The organism is Chryseobacterium sp. JM1, assembly GCF_000737715.1.
GTDB lineage: Bacteria > Bacteroidota > Bacteroidia > Flavobacteriales > Weeksellaceae > Chryseobacterium.
Window position 1 is genome coordinate 131,614 of record NZ_JPRN01000006.1, and the last position, 19,135, is coordinate 150,748.

16 protein-coding genes are annotated in these 19,135 nt (G+C 38.5%); 7 read left to right on the plus strand and 9 right to left on the minus strand.

Annotation, left to right across the window (positions count from 1 at the left end; translation table 11 throughout):
• Positions 1 to 263 precede the first annotated feature (263 nt).
• Positions 264 to 2,669, minus strand: coding sequence for an endopeptidase La (gene lon / locus IW22_RS12375; protein WP_034726916.1), 2,406 nt, complete (start codon positions 2,667 to 2,669; stop codon positions 264 to 266).
• 260 nt (positions 2,670 to 2,929) lie between these two features.
• Between lon and IW22_RS12380 the strand changes: the two genes are divergently transcribed.
• The 5 genes from IW22_RS12380 to IW22_RS12400 all read left to right on the plus strand — a co-directional run bounded on the left by IW22_RS12380 (position 2,930) and on the right by IW22_RS12400 (position 8,948).
• A complete protein-coding gene (locus tag IW22_RS12380; RefSeq protein WP_034726917.1) occupies positions 2,930 to 5,083 on the plus strand; it encodes a SurA N-terminal domain-containing protein in 2,154 nt (717 codons plus the stop codon).
• A gap of 127 nt (positions 5,084 to 5,210) precedes the next feature.
• Complete coding sequence (locus tag IW22_RS12385) at positions 5,211 to 6,161, plus strand: MlaD family protein (RefSeq protein ID WP_034726918.1); 951 nt, start codon at positions 5,211 to 5,213, stop codon at positions 6,159 to 6,161.
• Positions 6,162 to 6,168: 7 nt separating this feature from the next.
• Positions 6,169 to 7,503, plus strand: a complete 1,335-nt coding sequence (locus IW22_RS12390; RefSeq protein ID WP_034726919.1) for a 4Fe-4S dicluster domain-containing protein — start codon at positions 6,169 to 6,171, stop codon at positions 7,501 to 7,503.
• Positions 7,504 to 7,585: 82 nt separating this feature from the next.
• Positions 7,586 to 8,371: a (Fe-S)-binding protein gene (locus IW22_RS12395; protein WP_034726920.1), complete on the plus strand. Its 786-nt coding sequence runs from the start codon at positions 7,586 to 7,588 to the stop codon at positions 8,369 to 8,371.
• An 88-nt stretch (positions 8,372 to 8,459) separates the two neighbouring features.
• Positions 8,460 to 8,948, plus strand: coding sequence for a hypothetical protein (locus tag IW22_RS12400; protein ID WP_034726921.1), 489 nt, complete (start codon positions 8,460 to 8,462; stop codon positions 8,946 to 8,948).
• A gap of 21 nt (positions 8,949 to 8,969) precedes the next feature.
• Here the strand turns inward: IW22_RS12400 and IW22_RS12405 are convergent, their stop codons facing one another.
• Positions 8,970 to 9,578, minus strand: a complete 609-nt coding sequence (locus IW22_RS12405) for an acyltransferase (RefSeq protein ID WP_051891217.1) — start codon at positions 9,576 to 9,578, stop codon at positions 8,970 to 8,972.
• A complete protein-coding gene (locus IW22_RS12410) occupies positions 9,565 to 10,797 on the minus strand; it encodes an oligosaccharide flippase family protein (RefSeq protein ID WP_034726922.1) in 1,233 nt (410 codons plus the stop codon). Before IW22_RS12410 ends, IW22_RS12405 begins: the two co-directional genes overlap by 14 nt.
• A gap of 71 nt (positions 10,798 to 10,868) precedes the next feature.
• Between IW22_RS12410 and IW22_RS12415 the strand changes: the two genes are divergently transcribed.
• Together IW22_RS12415 and serS are read left to right on the plus strand one after the other, a co-directional pair.
• Positions 10,869 to 11,393, plus strand: a complete 525-nt coding sequence (locus IW22_RS12415; RefSeq protein ID WP_051891218.1) for a hypothetical protein — start codon at positions 10,869 to 10,871, stop codon at positions 11,391 to 11,393.
• 66 nt (positions 11,394 to 11,459) lie between these two features.
• A complete protein-coding gene (serS, locus tag IW22_RS12420; RefSeq protein ID WP_034726923.1) occupies positions 11,460 to 12,728 on the plus strand; it encodes a serine--tRNA ligase in 1,269 nt (422 codons plus the stop codon).
• 175 nt (positions 12,729 to 12,903) lie between these two features.
• On the opposite strand, the gene IW22_RS12425 is transcribed toward serS, so the two are convergent.
• From IW22_RS12425 to ccoG, 6 genes are all read right to left on the minus strand, one after another.
• Complete coding sequence (locus tag IW22_RS12425; RefSeq protein WP_034726924.1) at positions 12,904 to 14,322, minus strand: hypothetical protein; 1,419 nt, start codon at positions 14,320 to 14,322, stop codon at positions 12,904 to 12,906.
• Positions 14,323 to 14,325: 3 nt separating this feature from the next.
• A complete protein-coding gene (locus IW22_RS12430) occupies positions 14,326 to 15,507 on the minus strand; it encodes a hypothetical protein (RefSeq protein WP_034726925.1) in 1,182 nt (393 codons plus the stop codon).
• A gap of 124 nt (positions 15,508 to 15,631) precedes the next feature.
• Positions 15,632 to 16,372, minus strand: coding sequence for a hypothetical protein (locus IW22_RS12435; protein WP_034726926.1), 741 nt, complete (start codon positions 16,370 to 16,372; stop codon positions 15,632 to 15,634).
• Positions 16,373 to 16,389: 17 nt separating this feature from the next.
• Complete coding sequence (locus tag IW22_RS12440; protein WP_034726927.1) at positions 16,390 to 17,148, minus strand: sulfite exporter TauE/SafE family protein; 759 nt, start codon at positions 17,146 to 17,148, stop codon at positions 16,390 to 16,392.
• Positions 17,139 to 17,591, minus strand: a complete 453-nt coding sequence (locus tag IW22_RS12445) for a FixH family protein (protein WP_034726928.1) — start codon at positions 17,589 to 17,591, stop codon at positions 17,139 to 17,141. The genes IW22_RS12440 and IW22_RS12445 overlap by 10 nt, the downstream gene beginning before the upstream one ends.
• 72 nt (positions 17,592 to 17,663) lie before the next feature.
• Positions 17,664 to 19,118, minus strand: coding sequence for a cytochrome c oxidase accessory protein CcoG (gene ccoG / locus IW22_RS12450; RefSeq protein ID WP_034726929.1), 1,455 nt, complete (start codon positions 19,116 to 19,118; stop codon positions 17,664 to 17,666).
• Positions 19,119 to 19,135: the final 17 nt, after the last annotated feature.

A 19,135-nucleotide genomic window follows, 5' to 3' on the forward strand; every position in this document is an offset into this window, starting at 1 on the left:
TTCTCAGCTATTTTTATCATTAATGGCCTATGTATATTTCAAAAATCTCGCGCAGATTTCTCAGATTGCACAGATCTGTTTGTTTTGCTGAATAAAATCTTAGATTTTCATACAACTTAAGTGCTCTTCCTATGTGCAATGTATTGAGCATACAGTCACTTAAGTATAAAATAAAACTTTTGCATCTTTTGTGGTCAAATAAAAAACGCACCCCAGACAAAATCTGAGATGCGTTTCCTTATTGAGAGTTGATATGTTCTGAATTATTTTTCGATCGCAAAATCAATCACATCTTCCATTCTGTTGACGTAATGAACAGTCAGGTTTTTAAGATAATCTTTTTTGATCTCTTCTACATCTTTTCTGTTGGCTTCACAAAGGATCACTTCTTTGATACCGGCTCTTGTAGCCGCCAGAAGTTTTTCTTTGATTCCGCCTACAGGAAGTACTTTTCCTCTTAATGTTATTTCTCCTGTCATTGCAAGATGAGGTTTCACTTTCTTATTTTTGAATGAAGAAACCATAGACGTCAGCATCGCGATACCTGCAGATGGTCCATCTTTCGGGGTTGCTCCTTCCGGAACGTGAACGTGGATGTTTTTCTTATCCAGATCTTCCTGTGGGATTCCCAGATCATCATGTCTGGCTTTGATGTATTCCAGAGCAATAGTTGCAGATTCTTTCATCACTGTTCCTAAGTTTCCGGTCATGGTAAGGCTTCCTTTCCCGTTGCTTAAAATACTTTCGATGTATAAAATGTCTCCACCCACACTTGTCCAGGCTAAACCGGTCACTACACCAGGTACTCCTGTGATTTCAGATAGACTTTTAGGTCTTGGTACGCCAAGGATCTCATCTATTTTTTCAATAGTGATTTTTGGATCGTATTCTTTTATCAGAGCCGTTTGAAGAGCCACCCATCTCGCAATGGAAGCAATTCTTTTCTCTAAGGTTCTTACTCCGCTTTCTGAAGTGTGTGCTTCAATAATATGTTTCAGTTCAGGATTTCCAAGTTTAAATGATTTCGCATCCAAACCGTTTTCTTCCTGTTGTTTCTTAATTAAATGTCTTTTCGCGATCTCTGTTTTCTCTTCCATCGTATATCCGGCTATCTGAATAATTTCCGTTCTGTCCAGAAGAGGAGTCTGTATCGTGGAAAGTGAATTCGCTGTAGCAATGAACATTACTTTAGAAAGATCGTAGCCCATTTCTAAGAAATTATCATAGAATGCCTTATTCTGTTCAGGATCAAGAACTTCTAAAAGCGCAGAACTTGGATCCCCGTGAAGCCCCTGAGCAATTTTATCAATCTCATCAAGAACGATTACCGGGTTGGAAGTCCCTGATTTCTTGATAGATTGCAAAATTCTTCCCGCCATAGCTCCGATGTATGTTTTTCTGTGTCCACGGATCTCACTTTCGTCATGAAGTCCGCCCAAAGATAATCTTACATATTTTCTGCCTAAAGCATCAGCAACAGATTTTCCTAAAGACGTTTTTCCGACTCCCGGAGGCCCTACAAGCAATAGAATAGGGGATTTCATGTTGTTTTTCAGTTTCAAAACAGCCATGTGCTCCAGAATTCTTTTCTTGATGTCTTCCAGTCCGAAGTGCGCTTTGTCTAAAGTTTTTTCAGCTTTTGCAATGTCGAAAACATCTTTTGTATAAGTTTCCCACGGAAGATCCGTGAAGAAATCAAGATAATTTCTCTGAACGTTATAATCTGGAGAATTCGGGTTCTGACGCTGTAGTCTGTTGATCTCCTTCTGGAAATGATCTTCCACTTCCTGGTTCCATTTCTTTTTTCTGGCCTTAATGATCAGGTCTTCCACATCGCTTTCAGGACCGCCTCCCAATTCATCCTGGATGGTTCTGATCTGCTGGTTCAGGAAATATTCTCTCTGCTGTTTATCTAGATCCTTTGAAGTTTTCTGGTGGATCTGATTTCTCAGTTCCAGTTTTCTGAAATCTTCATGCATCATTTCGTAGCACTTATTGGCTCTTTCCATCAGGCTTTTTTCTTCAAGAAGTCTTTGCTTTTCGATGGAAGGGAAGCTTGAGTTGGTGCAGATGAAATTAAGCAGATCATCATTGTTATTGATATTCTTGATCGCAAAATTGGCTGCATTCGGGATATTCGGATCCAGTTCAATGATTTTTAATGCAAGATCCTTGATGTTCTCAAGAAGAGCATCATATTCTTCCTTATTTTTTGGCTTTGAATCTTTTAGCTTGGTGATTTCTGCTTTAAAATAAGGCTGGCTTTCCACGATTTTTTTGATCTTAAATCTGTGGAAACCTTTAGTAATCGCGGTGATGTTACCTTCCGGTAACTTGATGATTTTAATAATCTTGGCAAGCGTCCCGGTCTGATACATATCTTTCTCTGCAGGCTGCTCCAGATCTGAGTTTTTCTGACTCACGATCCCGATAAAATCACCATTTTTCTGTGCTTCTTCAAGTAGTTGTATCGATGTTTTTCTTCCGGCAGTAATAGGAATTACTACATTCGGAAACATGACCATATTTCTTACGGGAAGTATAGGGAATATTCTCTGTTCGGAATTCTTATCAGTCTCCGAAAAGTCTGAAAGATTGATCTCCTCGGCTACAATGTCAAACCCATCGCTGATCATTTCCTCTAAACTGATATCTTCAAATTCTGTCATAGTTTATGAAATGACAAATTGTCATCTTCGTTTTAAATCGTTAAAATGATATTTTACAATATGCGCTGAAAACGTGCAGCGTATTATGGTTCTCTAAATTGCACAATACCTATGCCATTTGTTTTTTGCTAAAAAATATGGTCAAAATTTCCTTTTTTCAATAATCTTTCATTTTAAAAATTAAAATAAAGGACTTCTGCTTCTCTAATTTCTTAAAAATGTGTATTTTCGCAAACTGATAAAAAACTATAATATATAAAATGGCAATTTTAGGACAGATTAGGAGTAAGCCTTGGCTTTTGATGGGAGTGATCGCATTGGCGCTTTTAGCGTTTCTCGTAAACCCAGACAGCATCGACAAGGTTTTTGGAAAAAATCCTGATGTTTTAGGAAAAGTAAACGGTGAGAAAGTCACCCGCGAAGAGTTCAATGATCAGCTTTTCGTACTGCAGCAGCAGGCTGAACAACAGGGCCGTCCAAAAACGGGACTTGAAGAGCAGGCTTGGCAGTTACTTGTACAATCTAAACTTATCAAGCAGCAGTTTGAGAAATTGGGCTTTGAGATGACAGATGACTATTTCTGGAATCAGATCCAGTATGATCAGATGTTTGCCCAGCAACAGCAGTTCTTTGATGAGAAAGGTAATTTTAAAACTCAAGAGCTTAAAAAAGAAATTGAAACATTAAAAAGCACCAACCCGGAAGGCTACAACCAGTGGTTGAAAACCAGAAAAACTGTTGAATACAGACTGATGGCTAGACAGGTGTTTACTAATATTTCAGCAGGTATCACTACTGGCAAGAAAGAAGCTGAAGAGCTTATGAAGCAGAGAGACCAGTTAGCTGACATCGATTTTGTAAAGATCGACTATGCAGCATATCTTCAGAAAACGAAGATCAACGTTACTACGGCAGACCTTGAAAACTACATCAAGCAACACCCTGTAATGTTTAAAGCAGAACCTAGCAGAAATGTTGGAATCGTATATTTCCCTTCTACACCTAGCCCTGCAGATGATGCAGCAGCGCAGAAGGAAATCAATAAATTATTCTCAGGCGGTACAGATGCAAGCGGTGGAGCAGAAAACTTCCAGAACACGAAGAATGACTCTATGTTTGTAATGGCGAATTCTGATATGCCTTATAATAACCAGTATGCAAAACCAAACCAGCTGCCTCAAAGCATCCAGGGACAGATTGCTACGGCAGCTATCGGACAGACTTTCGGACCATACAAGGAGCAGAACTTCTATGTAGTTTCAAAACTTTTGGATAAAAAGACTTCTGATTCTACATTGTCAAGACACATCCTTATTGCTTTCAAAGGAAGCCCGGCAGGAGAAGGAGTAACAAGATCCAAAGAGCAGGCTAAGAAATTGGCAGACTCTATCGGAGCTATTGTTAAAGCATCTCCGGCTAGATTTACAGAGTTCCTGAAACTTTCTAACGACCCAAGTTCAGCAGCTCAGGCAGGTAGTTTAGGATGGACTACTCCGGAAACACCTTTTGTTCCAGAGTTCCTTACTTATTTGGCTAATAACCCTAAAGGTGCTACAGGTGTTGTAGAAACACAGTTCGGATATCACATCATCAATATTGAAGATAAAAAAGCAGGGTCTATGAGCTATAAAGTAGCTAACCTTGTGAAAGAAGTGAAGCCTTCAGATGCTACAGAAGCAGAATCTGATAAAAAAGCGAGAAGATTCATTCAGCAGGTTCAGGGGAAATCTTTCAACGATTTCGTGAATATTGCTAAAAAAGGAAACTATCAGTTCTCCAATCCTAAAGCAGCCAAAAGATTTGATGGCCAGCTTCAGGGTCTTGGTACAGATAAAGACGGAGAGATCTTAGCTTGGGCTTTCGATAAGAAAAGAACAAAAGGAGACACAGAATTCTTTACGGTAGAAGGTACAGGAGACAAGATTGTAGTATATCTTAACGGAAAACAGGAGGCAGGTCTTGCAGATCCTGAGTCAGTAAGAGATCAGATCGAAGTAATTGTTAAAAATAAATTGGCAGCAAAACAAATCTCTGATAAAATTGCAGGAGCTAAGGCTTCTAACTTGGATCAGATCGCTAAATTATTTGCTTCTACAAAACAGGCTGCTCAGGTTAATATGCTTAACCCTTCAGTAGCAGGTTCTATGGAGCCTAAAGTTGCCGGTGCAGCATTCGGTGTGGCGAAAGGAAAACTTTCTAACCCTATCGAAGGTGGAACAGGAGTTTATGTTCTGATCAAAAAATCTGAAACCGTAAACAAGCAGCCGGGTGACCTTAAGCAGTTTACTGAGTCTATTACCCAGAGAAGTGCAGGAATGTTCGGACAGGCTTGGATGAAGAGCCTTCAGGATAATGCAGACATCGAAGATTATAGAATCGAGATCTGGAACAAGATCGGAAACCAACAACAGTAAGAAATTAATTTTTACAGATATAAAAGCGGCAGAATTTTCTGCCGCTTTTTTGTATTTAACGCAGAACAATAAAGAAAAAGATTAATTTAAAATGTGTTATATTTGCTTATTAGAAAAAAATTAGCAAGTGAAGTTCAGTAAAGAATTAAAAGCTGGTGTGATCGCACTTTTAGCTATTGTAGGTTTTGTAGTGTTGTTTCAATTCATGAAAGGCAGAAGCCTTTTTACTACCGATAATATATTTTACGCAAAATACGATAACGTAGAAGGACTGGCACAGTCGTCTGCGGTTTCCATCAATGGTCTGAAAGTAGGGCAGGTCGATAAGATTATCCCCAAAACAGCAAAAGACGGAAAGATCAGTTTTATCGTAAAAGTTACGGTAGATGACAAATTCGAGTTTTCGAAAAACTCAACCCTTGAAATCTTTGAACCGGGTCTTATGTCCGGAAAAGAGATGAGAGTTAACCTTATGTACGGCGGTCAGACTGCAAAAGATGGAGATACGCTTCAGGGAGCTTTCAAACTGGGAACTTTGGGAAGTCTTTCTTCTCAGGTAGGTCCGGTGAAAGATCAGCTGCAGACGGTTTTACATCGTGTAGACTCTTTGATGGCTAATGCAAATCTACTGGTAGACGGACAGAACAGAGCAGAGATCAAAGCTTTACTTTCCAACCTTAACAAGACTGTAGGTGCTTTGCAGACTACTGCAGGAAGTGTAAACAGCCTTGTAGGACATAACGATCCTAAACTTCAGAAGGTTCTTGATGATGCAGCAGTGACGATGCAGAGCGGAAAGGTGACATTGGATAAATATGGTAACCTTGCAGAAAGCATTGATACTAAAAAATTGAATGCAGCCATCTCCAATTTAGATGCTACCGTAGGAAAACTGAATCAGGTAATCGCTGGAGTTGATAACGGACAGGGAAGCTTAGGTAAGCTAATGAAGGATGAGCAGCTTTACAATAATCTGAATTCTGCCTCCACAAACCTGAATTCATTGATTGAAGATATGAAAGCCAATCCTAAGAGATATATTAATTTCTCAGTTTTCGGTAAGAACAATAAAGACTAATCACCTTATGCAGTACATCGATAACATTATTTTTCTGATCTTATTAGTTGCTGGATTTGGGCTGTTTGCAAAAAGCCTGCTCAAGATTTACAGAAATATCAAGCTGGGACGAGAAATCAACAGAAGCGACAGGAAATCTGAGCGCTGGGAAACCATGGCACGGGTGGCGATGGGACAGAGCAAAATGGTAAAACGTCCTGTAGCTGGTATTCTCCACCTTTTTGTATACGTAGGTTTTGTGATTATCAATATCGAATTGATCGAAATTATCGTTGATGGAATCTTTGGAACCCACAGATTCTTAGCTTCAGTTTTCGGACACGGTTTCTACAATTTCTTTACAGCGACTTTAGAAGTTCTGGCGTTGCTTGTAGTAATCGGAGTAGTGGTATTTTTCATCAGAAGAAACTTTTATGGCGTTAAAAGACTCACCATGAAAGAACTTTTCGGATGGCCGAAAAACGATGCCAACTGGATCCTTATTATTGAATTTGCCTTGATGATGGCGTTCTTTAGCATGAATTCTGCAGATTACGTTCTCCAGATGAGAGGTGTTCTTGCGGAACATGGAAGCTTTCCGATCAGTGAAATGACATTGGTTCCGTTTTTAGAGATTTTCAGTTTTGATAACGGATTTCTGATGTTTGTAGAAAAAGGAGCCTGGTGGTTCCACTTTGTGGGGATTCTTTTCTTCATGAATTATCTTTATTACTCAAAACATCTTCATATCATTTTGGCGTTTCCAAGCACTTGGTTTGCGAATCTTGATAAAAAAGGAAAATTCAATAACCTTGATTCTGTAACCAAAGAGATTAAGCTCATGATGGATCCTAATGCTGACCCGTATGCCGCACCGGCTGAAGGAGATGCTGCAGATGTTCCGTCTAAATTTGGAGCTGAAGACATCTTTGACCTGAATCAGGTACAGTTGCTTAATGCCTATTCCTGTACAGAATGTGGTAGATGTACTTCGGTATGTCCTGCCAACATTACCGGGAAAAAACTTTCTCCGAGACTGATCCTGATGAAAACAAGAGACAGATTGGAAGAAGTAGGCCGAAATATCGACAAGAACGGAAAATTCGAAGACGATGGTAAGAAGCTTCTGAATGATTATATTACCAAAGAAGAGCTTTGGGCATGTACTACCTGTAATGCATGTACAGAAGCCTGTCCGGTATTGCTGGATCCGCTTTCTATTATTTTCGAAATGAGAAGATTCCTCGTGATGGAACAGTCCGCTGCGCCTCAGGAACTGAATCTGATGATGACGAATGTAGAAAACAATGCCGCTCCTTGGCAGTATAACCAGGCAGACCGTTTGAACTGGGCAAATGATTAATTAGTGTAACAATGTAAAATAATGTAGCAATGTAGCAATCATTGGTAAACTGGTACATTGACATATTGGTAAATTTGAAAAAATGGATTTCAATATAAAAACAATGGCAGAATATGCTGCCGAAGGAAAATCCCCGGAAGTTTTATTTTGGGTGGGATGTGCAGGAAGTTTTGACGACCGCGCCAAAAAAATTACGAAAGCATTTTGCAAGATATTAAACAAGATAAAAGTTGAATTTGCAGTTCTGGGACAGGAAGAAAGTTGTACCGGAGATCCTGCAAAAAGAGCCGGAAACGAATTCGTTTTTCAGATGATGGCTCTTACCAATATTGAGGTCCTGAATGCGTACGAAGTGAAAAAGATCGTTACCGCATGCCCTCACTGTTTCAACACGCTTAAAAATGAATACCCGAGTCTGGGAGGACATTATGAAGTAGTTCACCACACTCAGTTTCTGAAAACCTTAATGGAAGAAGGAAGACTGAAGATAGAGGGAGGAGCCTTTAAAGGAAAAAAAATCACTTTCCATGATCCTTGTTATCTGGGAAGAGCCAATAACGAGTACGAAGCGCCAAGAATTCTTCTTGAAAAACTGGATGCCGAGCTTGTAGAAATGAAACGTTGCAAAACCAACGGTTTATGCTGTGGAGCAGGAGGCGCACAGATGTTTAAGGAACCGGAGAAAGGGAACAAAGACATTAATATTGAAAGAACGGAAGAAGCATTGTCTTTCGAGCCTAAAGTCATTGCTACAGGATGTCCGTTCTGTAACACGATGATGACAGACGGTGTAAAGCACTTCAACAAAAACGAAGAAGTAGCCGTAAAAGATATTGTAGAACTTCTTGCGGAAGCAGACGATTTGTAAAATTTGAATTAAGAAAACTAAGAATTTAGAAATTCAACGCTGAGAATCTTTAAATCTCTTAATTTTTAAATCTTTTAATTGTATCACAATGAAAATTGAAGAATCCAGTATAGTAGAAACCAACGACTACAGAGTCATTATATACCCTGCATCAAGACCTTTTGAAACAAAGGAAGCAAAAGCAATCACAGAAAAACTGTTTGATTTCCTTGCAACTTGGGCAGCACACGGAAAACCGCTTGATTCATCCTTTAAAATCGAGAAAAATCAGTTTATCGTGGTATGTGTAGACGAAGAGAAAGAAATGGCTTCAGGATGCAGCATTGATGCCTTAGGGAAGATCATGCGCGAGATCGACGAACAGTACCAGCTTGGTTTGTTCGACAGAATGAAAGCCAGCTTTGTGCATAATGGAGAAGTAAAGACCCTGAAACTTCAGGAATTTAAGGCTCAAGTGAGAAGCGGAGAATTACCGAAAGATATTCAGGTATTTGATTTTTCTAAAAATACATACTTAGACTTTTTAAGCCACTTTGTTCTGCCTTTGGAGAAAAGCTGGGCTGCCGGGATCGTTTAATCCTATATAAAATACAATCTATTAGAACTTTAGATTGACGCCTTCAGGAAGTTTTCTGTTAAAAACAGTCTTCGTGAAGTCTTCAATGTAAGGTTCTTTTTGTTTGATGACCTTGCAGGGATTTCCCACAGCAATAGAGTTGGAAGGAATGTCTTTGGCAACAATAGAACCCGCACCGATCACTACATTATCCCCAATCTGCACGCCCGGAAGGATGACAGAATTGGTTCCCACAAAAACATTATTTCCGATGACAATAGGGCCACACTCATCATGGATGCTGTGGTCATTATGGTTATGGTTGGCAGAAATTAAAGACGTTCCTGCTCCGAAACCTACATTGTGCCCGATAATGATGCCGTTGTTCGCCTGAATATAAATATTAGGATTATCCCCCGGATCACATAGAATTCCCTTCTTAATTTTCGTGTGATTTCTTACTTCTGATGTAAAATGTACCGGCCATGGAACCTGCCCGTTAATTCTCAGTATTTTTTGAGGAACCAGATAATGGAAAAAAAGAATATGAGGAAGCATATACTCGTACTTTTGTCGATAGTATTCCGGATAGAAGAAGTTATTAATTCTATGGAAAATCTGGTATTCAATAAATTTTTTAAGCGGATTCATTTTTCTTCAGAATAAACATGATGTAAAAATACAAAAATCCATAGCCTATAAATAAAAACAGGGAAAAAATACCCACCAGATAAGTGATTCCTTTCTCTTTTCCGATGAAGATCGCTGCAATATTGGCCAGGAATAAATAGATATTAAAAATCAGCGCTACATTGTTTCTCTTTAAGATGGTAAGAATATCTGCAATAGGATTGATAAGACTTCGGGTAAGATATCCGAAAGACATCAGGAAAATAAACAGTCCAAGATGTTCCCAGTTTTTATTGAAAAACACTTCCAGAAGAGGGATTCCGGCTACATTCACCAGGATGTATAAAGCGAGAATAATGTAAAAATTCATTAAGCTCATCTTTTTGGTGTACGCAAACAGTTCACTTTTGCTCCGGCCTCTGTTGCCAAGCTCGGCAGCTCTAGGATAATACACCGTAGCGATGGAAGAGGAGATCAGAAGAAGCGGGACAGACATGATTTTTACGGTTAAAGAATATTCTCCCAGCAGCGAATCAGCAAAATAAAGAGAAATCAGGATCGGCATAATATTATTCCCTAAAGCATTGATCAGCGTAGAAGGATAGGAATATCTAAAAAGTTCCGGCCTTTTTTTCGCATTGGCAATGTATTTTTTCAAATCCGGTTTTACAAAATATGTTCTGGCACAATAAATAGCGGCGAGAAAAGCAGCAATATACCCGATCAGACTCCCGATCACAAGTCCGTTTTCGATCTTAATAAACACAAATATCACCTGAAACAGAAAGCTCACCACAGAATCTACAATCGTAAGCACTGAAACCAGCTTGAACATTTTCTTTTTGGCTAAAAGAAACTTTGCATTATTGGTGAATAAATATAGAAACCCTGAAAAGATCCCAAGAAATATGATGTTTTTAGGAATGCCAAAAGGAATGAAGACCAGCAGAAAAGCCAGAATCATTACAGCTGCTGAAATAATACCTGCCGTACTGAAATTATTATTCACTTCTACTTCATCACCTTCCAGCATGATCAGATGTTCCTGAGCAAGACTGAGCACTACCGTAAATATACTCATGATACTGAGGTAGATGCTGAAAATCCCGTATTCTGAGGAGCCGTAATATTTAGCAAGCAGAAGCCCGCCCATGACCAGAACAAACTTGGAAATAAAGTTCCCCTTAAAGATGGTGGAGATGTGGCTGCCGTTTAATCTTTTGAGTTTGTTTAAAAACATGGTAAAATATTACGAGAACAAATATATAATTATACATTTGCATAAAAAAGATTATTGAAAATTAAAGGAAGATGAAATCTAAGCTAAATCATATTTTCATACTTAAACTTATAGCCGTCCTTTTTTTAACGGTTTCATGCGGAAGTGATGAAGATTCTTTACAGAGAATTGATCAGATCATGAATTTCTCCATCAAAAGTGCGGCAGGACAGGATCTGATGAACCCTAAAAAGGCAGGTTCATTCACCAGTTATTCTGTGAATGACTTTAACGGAACTACGGCTGTAGCACCGGTATCCATTTCCCTGAGAATGACGACAGATTCCTTATATTATTTTGAGTACATTAAAGGAGCCAAAAGGATTACTCTGGATTCTATCAGCCCTGAAAACAGAACCTACAAATCGAATCTGACTTTTACACTGAGCAAAATTGTAAATAATCAGACGGTTAGTGTTACTGATCAGATGGAAATCCGTTACCGCTGGACACCGACCGTATTTCAAGTTTCTCAGGTACTCTACAATAATAAAGAGGTATTTTCAAAGGCTGTGGATGCACCCAATGCGATTAATACCTTTATTATCACAAAATAATTTAAATTTGTAAAACGGTTAGCTTAATATGTAAGTTAATCATCTAATATTTAACATCTAAATAAAATGTTACAAGTCAATTTTTTACGCGACGATAAAGAACGCGTTTTAGAAGGTCTTAAAAAAAGACAATTCAAGAATCTTGGGTTGGTAGACGACGCTGTTGCTGCTGACGACGAAAGAAAAAGAATTCAGTTTGAATTAGATTCCCAACTTTCAGAAATGAACAAAATCTCCAAAGAGATTGGGCTTTTGATGAAAGAAGGTAAAAAAGAAGAAGCGGAATCTGCAAAATCTAAAACACTTCAGTACAAAGAATCGAGTAAAGAACTGCAGTCCCAGTTAGATGTAACGGAAAAAAAATTACTGGATATTTTATACCAGATTCCAAACGTTCCTTACCAACTGGTAAAAAGCGGAGTTTCTGCGGAAGACAACGAAAACATTTACCAGTCTCACGATGTGGAGGGCCTTGGAGAAGGTGCTATTCCTCACTGGGAGCTTGCGAAAAAATATAACCTGATTGATTTTGAACTGGGCGTGAAAATTGCCGGTGCCGGTTTCCCTGTTTATCTGGGTAAAGGAGCAAGACTTCAGAGAGCATTGGTTCAGTATTTCCTGGATAAAAACATTGACAAAGGCTATATGGAGGTGAATCCTCCTCACGTTGTGAATGAAGCTTCAGGATACGGAACAGGACAGCTTCCTGATAAAGAAGGGCAGATGTACCACATTGGTCTGGATGATTTATACCTTATTCCTACAGCAGAAGTTCCGGTAACGAACCTTTACCGTGATGTATTGCTGGAAGAAAAAGAACTTCCGATCAAAAATACGGCTTTCTCTCAGTGTTACAGAAGAGAAGCGGGAAGCTACGGAGCACATGTAAGAGGTCTGAACCGTCTTCACCAGTTTGAAAAGGTAGAGATCGTAAGACTTGAAAAGCCTGAAAACTCTTATGCTGCTTTAGAAGAAATGGTAGAGCACATTAAGGAAATTCTTACCGACCTTGAACTTCCGTTCAGAGTATTGAGACTTTGCGGTGGTGATACAGGTTTTGCAGCTGCAATGACTTATGACTTTGAAGTATGGAGTGCGGCTCAGGAAATGTGGCTGGAAGTAAGTTCTGTGTCCAATTTTGAAACGTTCCAGTCTAACCGTCTGAAATGCCGTTTCAAAACAGACGGAAAATCTCAGCTGGTACATACCTTAAATGGTTCTGCAATGGCTCTTCCAAGAATTATGGCGGCATTGCTTGAAAACAACCAGACAGAAGAAGGCATCAGAATTCCTAAGAAGATTGCTGAATATGCAAGATTCGATCTGATCAACTAAGAGCTATCAGACTTTAATCTCAATAAAAAACCACTGAAATTTTTCAGTGGTTTTGTTATTTTTAATCAGGTTAAGAGATGATAGATATAAGAAGTCAGACATCAGACTGGGCTGGAACAATCCCCAACCCATTTACTCTCAAACACTCCAACTCTCAAACACGCACCCCATAACTCTACTTCCCTTCAAAGTTTTCTATTGAAATAATACTGGCCTGATTGTCCATTGCTCTGGGATAAGCTAATGTCTTTACCTCCGGTCTGTAAAGTAAAGCCTGACTGTATGCCTCGCCACCTCCAAAATAAGGGTCTTTACCCGATGTTTTAGGAAGTGAAGGAATCATTTTACCACTGTTGCTGTCAAAATTAATAGCCGACAGACTTAATAATGATCCGGCTTTAAAAATATAATTCCCTTTTATATTCACAAGTCCGAAAGAGTGAATTTCCAGATCAGAAAGTCTGTCACTGTTTAGCTTTGTTATGGCGTCAATTTTACCTGTAGCGGTGTTTATTGCTACAATCCTTGGGTCACCTGTTTTATAAGACGTTTCACTAATCATCATGGTTCCCATTGGAGATTTTACCTGTTTTGTTCCCGCATCAAGTTTACTTTCTGTGAAAATATAGATTTTATCTCCGCTTACATAAGAATAAGGAATAAATACATCTGTTATTTTACTGCCGTCATTGTATTCTTTAACCACTTCGTTTGCAATAATTTTTCCTTCTTTAATATCATACAACATTAAATTTTCGAAATTGCTGGCATTAAATTTTACCGTTTTAGGTGTACTGTTAAAGGCAACTAAATAATCTTTATCACCGATAGATACAGCTGTTTCACTGATGACCTTCATCTTCTCTGTAAAGAATTTCTCTTCCTGCCCTGAAGGCGTTACAAAAAGAAGCGATGCATTTTGATTGGCCGATCTTAATAGTCCGATATTTCCTGAATTGGTCACAAAAAAATCGGTATCAGAACTTCCTGCTTCTCCGGTAACTTCTTTGGTCCAGGCAGATTTCAGGCTTCCGGTGTCAATCACATTGATGCTTATTTTTACAGGTTCCTTTCTCGGAGCGTGCTGATAGAAGACCACTGCCCCATATCTGCCGTTTTCAGATTTCTCGAAATAAGCAGTTCCCGATTTCATCGTAGATTCGATAGGGTAGGAAGCCAGCAGTTCACTGGTAAATGTGGCTGTAGTTTTATCGAAAATAATTTTATAGATGTCCTTCTTTTTTACCTTTCCTGCATACGTTTCTGTGATAAAAACAATTTTATTTCCAGATTCAAAGCTTCCCAGATAATTAATAGGGGCGTATTTTTCTATTTGAGGCATCTCGTAAGAATAAGTCTGCTTCAGGTTATTGGAATTATCAAACTTCCTTACGAGTATTTTATTGTTGTTGCGAATACTGTTTTCGTTAATGCTGCTTTGCATATAATACGTGTCAGCTCCTCCGGCAATCAGTTTTACATCTTTTTCCTGAGTAACATCAAAATCAAACTTATTTCCGTACTTATAATTGCTCTGCGCCCATGTGATAGAAGAGAGGCAGATCGCTAATGCTGTAAATGTTTTTAGTTTCATCGGTTATTTATAAATCTGGTTTTCCAATTGTTTTAATTCTGCTTTCTCGTTGTATGACAAATCCAGATCTACAAGTTTTTCCTGCATCTCATTAAGATACTTTTCCGCATCCTTTTTGTTTTCAAGGGCTACATTCAGTCTTATTAAATTGAAATTGATGTATTTACCAATTTTAGCGTTGTAAGGAGCTTTTTTGTCTTTATAATTGACTTTCTTAAGGGTTTGCTCCCAGATATCCGTTCCTTTTTTCATATTGGCAAAAGCAATATTATTGTTGGTCTGATCAGAATTGGCCTGAAGCTTTCTTAAATTAGTGGTTACGTAGATATGTGCTTTTTCTAAATCATCAAACTCCCCTTTGTTTTTCACAAATTCCAGTTTTACCTGTTTGTTAAGGGTCTTGTATCCGTAATTATCATTCAGAAAAGTATTGATCGCCTTAATGTTGTTTCCAAGATATTTCTTTTCTTCTGTAGGTTTGTTAATGTTATCAGAAGGTTGGGAAGATACAAAAGTGAAATCCTGAGAAATGGTTGTGTTGATCTTCTCAGTTCCGTTTTCTTTTACAACGATTTTTGTAGGCTGGTTGGCATAAGTCTGTCCCGCATTATCCTGAAAGTTTACTTTTTCCATCGTTACGTAAACATCTACATTCGGATTTCCTTTTTTATAACCGTCAATGGCAATTTGAGAAGCCAGAACATTATTGTCTACGATGAAATAGTCATTCAGATTCGGCTCTCTGTATACAGGAGGAGACGGCTTTGAATAAACAGGCTTGGAAGGAAGCTGAAGCTGTGGCTTTAGTCCTTTTTCCTGTAAAGTCAGACGCTCCAGAAGGCTCATCTTTTTAAATTCTGCCGATTCTAACGCAAATTTCTCCTTTGCTTTTATAATTTCTTCATTGTAGTCTTTAAGAGACTGCTGATAATCGCTTTGACTTTCTGCAATGGTATTGCTGAAGTTGGCAACAGCTTCTTGATGTTCCTTTTTAGCTTGTTTTATTACATCTTCCTTAGTCAGGTTATAAGGAGAATTGACTGTAATATTATAAGTTCGGGAGTTTTCGCTAATGGAAGTTTGTGGTGCTTTTAAAACACGAAAATCAACCGTTTCAGAATTAATGCTTTGCGCATGTACACTGAGTGCTGAAATTACACTAAGAGATAGTAAAAATTTTCTCATGGTTATTTATAAATTAAGATTCAAAGATAATATTTTTAAGCAAAAACTAAAATTTGTTAATCTGTTATGAAGAATGGGTTTAAACATAAATAAAAAACGGCTGATATTCAGCCGTTTTTTATTGTTATTCTGTGACAATAATGATTTTTTTGTCTGCGTTTTTTAATTGAGCTTCCGGGTCATACATCGCCTTAAGATCATACTCTATTTTTACGGTATACTTATCGATTTGCTTTACCCAGTCATGTTTTCCGGTGATGGATTTTATTTTGTTTTCAAATTTCAGGGTGGTTCCGATGCTTTTGAAAAACATAGAGATCATTCCTTCTACTTTTTCGGCTTCCTCTTTTGAGGTTTTGCTCTTAAGGGTTTCTTCAATGTTTTTAAGATTGAAATTTTCTGTACTGATCGTCAGCGTTTTTCCGTCCCAGTGGTTGAAAATATTCTGATCCAGCGGAAGTTTTTCCTTTTTGTTATAGTTGCTCAGCAATTGATAATCAGCTTGCGTAAAGTGATCCATTTTTAAAGAAAAACCAGCCGGTTCATTGTTTTCTTTATTGGTCTTCATGAAAATCTTTTTCATGATCCTGATAGAATCCGGGTCTTTTGTTTTCAGTTTTCCTTCCTTCTGCTGTATATCCAGAAAACTTGTCCAGACCGTTGGAAGCTTATCGAAATCTCCGAATTCCTTCTGCTGTTTCAGAGAATCGGGGGTCATAGCCTTCATTTCGGATATAAACTGTCTCATATCGATATCTGTCACCGAAGTAGATGCGGCATCCTTGTGGTATACAATTTCAGAATTGATGGTACACGACTGCAACACAAAAAGTGCTGCCGTGAATAAAAAGAGTATTTTTTTCATGGAATTAGTTAGTTGTATTAATGACAGTTCGTCGAACTGTGGTCGTGTCCCTCAATATGACAGTTAGCGCCATTATGATCTTTGGAAATCGTCATGGCTTCAGATCTTGGAGAAATGTAAGGGATTCCCAGTTCAAGACCTCTGAGAATAAATAATCCTCCCAGAATAATCATAATCACCGGAACCGCTTTTAAAACCTTTACTCTGAAAGCCTGATTCATGAGGTTTCCGGCTAAAACTACCGCAAACATGAATGGAAGGGTTCCCAGGCCAAATAAAGCCATGTATGAGGCTCCCTGCCATATTCCTCCGCTTGCAAGACTTGCCGTAAGAGCCATATAAACCATTCCGCATGGAAGAAAGCCGTTCAGAACACCTGTTGAAAATCTTGAGCGGTAATCTGCCTTCTGAAGTAATTTTCCTAAATTCAGTTTTACAGAATACAGGAACTTGGAAAGAAAAGGAATTTTAGAGGCGAAATCTTTTCCGCCAAACGAAAACAGAGCCATGATGATCAGAAGAATTCCTGCACCGATCGTAAGATACTGCTGAAATCCCGCCATTTCAAAACCTTCGCCTATAATTCCAAGAATCGCTCCCAATAATGAATAGGTGAAGATTCTGCCGAACTGATAGGTCAGATTTTGAAGATAAAAATTGGTGGCTTGTTTTTTCGTCAATCCCATCGATAAAGCAATAGGTCCGCACATTCCGATACAGTGAAAACCGGAAGCGAATCCTAATGCAATGGCCGATAAAATGAGTCCTATTTCCATATCACATCATAATCCATTCTGTAGTCTGCTTTGTCTTTTGTCCACATCAGTCTTAGCGTGTAGTTTCCTACTTTTAATACCTGTGCAGGGATCATGAAAGACTGTGCGGCATCAAGCTGAACAGGTTTTTTGATATCCAAATTCTGATCGTCGGTTCTGTTTAAAACAAATTTTACCGTAGTATTGCTATTGTTATAGTCTTTTGGAAAAACAATTTTGATTCCGTTTTTTTCCTGGCTGTATACAGGCTTTTCCTGTAAATCATCCGCTCTTTTTTTAGCATCAATCACATCCTGATACTTAAGTTCCTCTTCGTAATAATTATCGGTTACCATTTCAGAATTCTTCTGCCCGTTCGGGAAAAGAAACATCATGGATAATATAAAAACAATGAATGCAAATAATGCGATTACCACACCGTGTCCCCAACTAAAGTTTTTCATTTCTTCCGGATTTTTTATTTTTTATGGTCATAAGGAGCCTCACGATTTTTACATCCTGAAGACTCCTTATGATTAGAATTGCAGTTTGAATGGTCCCTCGAAGTACGTCTGGTAAGAATCGACAAGTTTGCCCTTCATATCATAGACTCCGATGGTTATATTTTGTTTTGAAAGTTTCATATCGTCTTCAGGGAAGCTGATATTGATGGTTCCTTTCGAGATTTTGTCTCTTTCTACCTGGATCTTGCTGGATGCACTGTATGTGATCTCACCATGAGCCGGTTCCAATACTTTTATCGTAACGATTTTCTTGTCATTGGTCTTGTTCAGGAACGTATAGTTGTACGTGTTGGTGATTTTACCATCTCTTACAAAGAAGGTACTTCCTGCAGGTTTAATGAATTTAGCTTCCATTTCACCTCTGCTGTAAAGAAGGAATCCTAAGAATCCTACCAATAACACAAGAACCACCGCGAAACCTTTCATTCTTCCTGTAAATTTAAACTGAGTCTGATTCTCAATTTCATTCTCGGAAGCATATCTTACCAGGCCTTTCGGAAGACCTACTTTTTCCATCACCTCGTCGCAGGCATCAATACATGCAGTACAGTTAACACATTCAAGCTGCTGGCCGTCTCTGATATCAATTCCTGTAGGACAAACCACCACACACTGGTGACAGTCGATACAGTCTCCTTTTCCTGCAGCTTTACGGTCTTCCCCTTTTCTCCATTTTGATCTGTTTTCTCCTCTTTTAAAATCGTAGAAAACGTTGATGGTATCTTTATCAATCAAAACACCCTGTAATCTTCCGTATGGGCAAACCAGTGTACACACCTGCTCTCTGAACCAAGCAAATACAAAGTAGAATGCAGAGGTGAAGAGCACCATAACGATAAAATTGGTAGGATGGGCAAACGGTCCTTCTGAGATGATTCTTAAAATTTCCTCATAGCCTACAATATACATCAGCATAAAGTGGGTGATGATCAAGGAAATAATAATGTAAACCGTCCATTTCAAGCTTCTTTTCCAGATCTTTTCGCTGTTCCACTCCTGTCTGTCCAGCTTCATTTGCTTGTTTCGGTCACCTTCAATAAGATATTCAATTTTACGGAAGATAGATTCCATAAAAATTGTCTGAGGGCATATCCACCCGCAGAAAATTCTTCCGAATGCAATCGTAAAAATGATAATAAAAATTAAAGACGCGATAGCACCTAAAGTAAGGATAAAAAAGTCCTGTGGATAGAAAGGCTGTCCAAGAATGAAAAACTCTCTATCGATAACATTGAATAAAAAGAAAGGGTTACCATTGATCTTGAGGAATGGCACCGTAAAATAAATGATTAATAAAGCATAGCTTACAAGGTTTCTGTAGTTGGTGTATTTCCCTTTTGGTTTTCGGGGGAACACCCATCTTCTCTTACCGGATTGCTCCATTGTCCCGATAGAATCTCTGTAAGTCTCAGGGTCCAGAACCTGTCCCTGTCCGCCGCGTACTTCTATTTCTTCTATATCTGACATTTCGTAATAGGTTTAAA

Excerpts from the sequence above, each read along its gene's own strand:
- lon (WP_034726916.1), bottom strand. The coding sequence starts at position 2,669 with ATGACAGAATTTGAAGATATCAGTTTAGAGGAAATGATCAGCGATGGG.
- IW22_RS12380 (WP_034726917.1), top strand. The coding sequence starts at position 2,930 with ATGGCAATTTTAGGACAGATTAGGAGTAAGCCTTGGCTTTTGATGGGA.
- IW22_RS12390 (WP_034726919.1), top strand. The coding sequence starts at position 6,169 with ATGCAGTACATCGATAACATTATTTTTCTGATCTTATTAGTTGCTGGA.
- IW22_RS12395 (WP_034726920.1), top strand. The coding sequence starts at position 7,586 with ATGGATTTCAATATAAAAACAATGGCAGAATATGCTGCCGAAGGAAAA.
- IW22_RS12400 (WP_034726921.1), top strand. The coding sequence starts at position 8,460 with ATGAAAATTGAAGAATCCAGTATAGTAGAAACCAACGACTACAGAGTC.
- IW22_RS12405 (WP_051891217.1), bottom strand. The coding sequence starts at position 9,578 with ATGAATCCGCTTAAAAAATTTATTGAATACCAGATTTTCCATAGAATT.
- IW22_RS12410 (WP_034726922.1), bottom strand. The coding sequence starts at position 10,797 with ATGTTTTTAAACAAACTCAAAAGATTAAACGGCAGCCACATCTCCACC.
- IW22_RS12415 (WP_051891218.1), top strand. The coding sequence starts at position 10,869 with ATGAAATCTAAGCTAAATCATATTTTCATACTTAAACTTATAGCCGTC.
- serS (WP_034726923.1), top strand. The coding sequence starts at position 11,460 with ATGTTACAAGTCAATTTTTTACGCGACGATAAAGAACGCGTTTTAGAA.
- IW22_RS12425 (WP_034726924.1), bottom strand. The coding sequence starts at position 14,322 with ATGAAACTAAAAACATTTACAGCATTAGCGATCTGCCTCTCTTCTATC.
- IW22_RS12430 (WP_034726925.1), bottom strand. The coding sequence starts at position 15,507 with ATGAGAAAATTTTTACTATCTCTTAGTGTAATTTCAGCACTCAGTGTA.
- IW22_RS12435 (WP_034726926.1), bottom strand. The coding sequence starts at position 16,372 with ATGAAAAAAATACTCTTTTTATTCACGGCAGCACTTTTTGTGTTGCAG.
- IW22_RS12440 (WP_034726927.1), bottom strand. The coding sequence starts at position 17,148 with ATGGAAATAGGACTCATTTTATCGGCCATTGCATTAGGATTCGCTTCC.
- IW22_RS12445 (WP_034726928.1), bottom strand. The coding sequence starts at position 17,591 with ATGAAAAACTTTAGTTGGGGACACGGTGTGGTAATCGCATTATTTGCA.
- ccoG (WP_034726929.1), bottom strand. The coding sequence starts at position 19,118 with ATGTCAGATATAGAAGAAATAGAAGTACGCGGCGGACAGGGACAGGTT.